We start from the raw sequence: 2,611 nt of genomic DNA, 5'->3' as shown, positions 1-2,611 counted from the left end.
GACAAAAAGCGGATATACTTAGAAAAGGCGGGTTTTCTCTCCCGCCTTTTCTTTTTATGTACTGATTTTTTTGATTCCGACTAGGAGGAACATTTTGTCTAACGAACTGAAAGAGAGCATAGAAACAACCGAAGAAACTAGCATCCGCTTTGAGGACATGGGACTGTCTGAGCCTGTCCTGCGCGCCATTCACGACATGGAATTTTCTCAGCCGACAGAGATTCAGGCACGTGCCATTCCGGCAGTAATGTCCGGCAGAGATATTATCGGCCGTTCGCACACTGGCACCGGCAAGACCATGGCATTTGGCGTACCGGCTGTCGAATACTGCATCCGCAATCCGGAATGCCGCGACACGATGGTTCTCGTCCTGTGTCCGACCCGTGAGCTTGCCATGCAGGCATGTGATGAAGTACGCAAGCTGACTCGATACACCCACAGCATCCGCGCCGTGCCGGTATACGGCGGTCAGCCAATTCAAAACCAGATTCCGCAGCTGCGCCGCGGTGCAGAAATCGTCATCGGCACACCGGGCCGTGTGATGGATCACATTCATCGCCACACGCTCAAGCTGGATCATCTGGCGGCTGTCGTATTGGATGAGGCCGATGAGATGCTCAACATGGGCTTCCGCGAGGATATTGAGAGCATTCTGGCCTTTGTTCCCGGCGAGCATCAGACGCTGCTGTTCTCGGCAACCATGCCGCAGGCAATTTTGGATATTACCGACCAGTATCAGAATGATCCGCTGCTCATCGAGACCAAATCCGGTCCGGAGCGCACCATGGATACCATCGAGCAGTATTACTATGAAGTGCCGCTCGGCAGCAAGATGGATGCATTGGGTCTGCTCCTGCACACCCATCAGCCGAAACTGGCGATTATCTTCTGCAACACGAAAAAGATGGTAGAAGAGCTGAATCGCTATCTGGCAGAGCATGGATTCCATTGTTCCATGCTGCACGGAGACATGCAGCAGGAAGCGCGCACCTCTGTGATGAACACCTTCCGTTCCGGCCGCACGCCGATTCTTATCGCAACCGATGTTGCTGCCCGCGGCATTGATGTCGATGATGTTGACGCCGTCTACAACTTCGACATCCCGCAGGATTACGAGTACTACATTCACCGTATCGGCAGAACTGGCCGTGCAGGCCGCTCCGGCAAAGCATATACGCTCGCTGCTGGCCGCCGTCAGGTGTTCCAAGTGCGCGATATTTCCCGCTTTATCGGCGCAAAGATCGAAAACAAGCCGCTGCCGTGCACGCAGGACATCATCGACCGCAAGCAGGAAGAGCTTTTGGCAGAGGCTCGCCGTCAGATTGCCAAAACCAGCGAAACATCCAGCTGCAATCCGATGATTAAAAAGCTCATCGACGAGGGATGCAGTCCGGAATGGCTGGCAGAATGCCTGATGGAAATGCTGCTGCGCCGTGAGATGATGGATATTCCGGTGCTCACCATGCCGAAGCCGGTCAATGGCAAGCAGAGCGGCAGCCCGCTCCCGCCTCCGCCGGAAGGATATGTGCGCCTGCGTTTCAGCGTAGGACGTTATCAGCGCGTAGCACCGAATCATATTGTTTCTGCGATTGCGACAGAAACACGCATTCCGGGCAAGCAGATTCAGAAAATCTACTGTTATGGCGAATACAGCCTGGTTGAAGTACCGAGCAAGTATAAAAATGTCATCATCCAGAAGCTGTCCGGCAAGAAAATCGGCGGTCATGTGACAGACGTTCGCCTGTATGACAACAAGAATCCGAAGGCAGCAGCAAGAAACGCTGCAAAGCGCGGAAAGCCGTCGGAAAACCGCGATAATCGCAATCAGCATCGCACCCATGTGCGCAACGGCAGAAAATCGTCCAGCGGCAATCGCCCGCCAGTATCCGAGCATCGCCGCCGCGTTGCTCGCGAGCACGCCCGCAGAAAAAACGGACGTCATGGTGAATAACGTAAACTAAAGCAAAAGAAGGCGAATGACAGATTTTACCCGTCACACGCCTTCTTTTTTGCTGCAAATTCGTAAATATCCTGAATGGAATCAAATAAATCTTGCTCTCGTTCTTTGTACGGACAGTCTCCCGCACGATTTAGCATGTCTTGAACGATTTGATATTGCTCGATGATAGCAGAAGAATCATCTCGATGCCCCGTCGCATTATTTTGATGAAACTCTTTCATACGGCGGGCAAAATGTATGGCCACAACAACTGCTCTTTTACGGCAGCGATTTTGTTCTTCTTCCGTTTCCGCCTGCTGCAGCTCAGACATTGCCTGTTCAAACCGTTGCTCCAAATCTTCATACGTCATAAAGATCAGACTTTCTTTCCGCATATTTCGCGGCATTCCCATCTTGGCGGAAAGCTCTTCTACTTCACACAGACAATCCCATGCATATTTCACGCCAGCTTCTCGCTTTTCTTCCGACCATCCAACAATTCGCAGCCACTCATTGACAAGCGGCGGCTGCATATCAATCGCACGGCTCTGAAGTTCTTTTAGAATCTTTTTACGGAAGCCTCGATGTCCTTTTGGCGGTATGGTATCCCAAACTTGTTGTGCTGCTTGGAATCGTTCTACTGCTTCATGAAATGTATATGTCGGCTTCGGT

General features: G+C 51.9%; 2 protein-coding genes. One reads left to right on the top strand and one right to left on the bottom strand.

All coding sequences use genetic code 11. The features are described from left to right. Nucleotides 1-94 precede the first annotated feature (94 nt). Nucleotides 95-1,951 carry a DEAD/DEAH box helicase gene (locus tag ACR0P9_RS10645; RefSeq protein ID WP_432619970.1) on the top strand — a complete coding sequence of 619 codons (1,857 nt, stop codon included), beginning with the start codon at nt 95-97 and terminating at the stop codon, nt 1,949-1,951. A 35-nt stretch (nt 1,952-1,986) separates the two neighbouring features. Here ACR0P9_RS10645 and ACR0P9_RS10640 read toward each other — a convergent pair. Further along, nucleotides 1,987-2,611: hypothetical protein (locus tag ACR0P9_RS10640; RefSeq protein ID WP_432619968.1), on the bottom strand; the 625-nt coding region annotated here is incomplete at its 5' end.

Origin of the sequence: Butyricicoccus sp., from assembly GCF_050872565.1 — a bacterium.
GTDB lineage: Bacteria > Bacillota > Clostridia > Oscillospirales > Butyricicoccaceae > Butyricicoccus_A.
The sequence above is the reverse complement of the archived record's forward strand: the minus strand, read 5'-3'. Positions and strand labels throughout refer to the sequence as shown.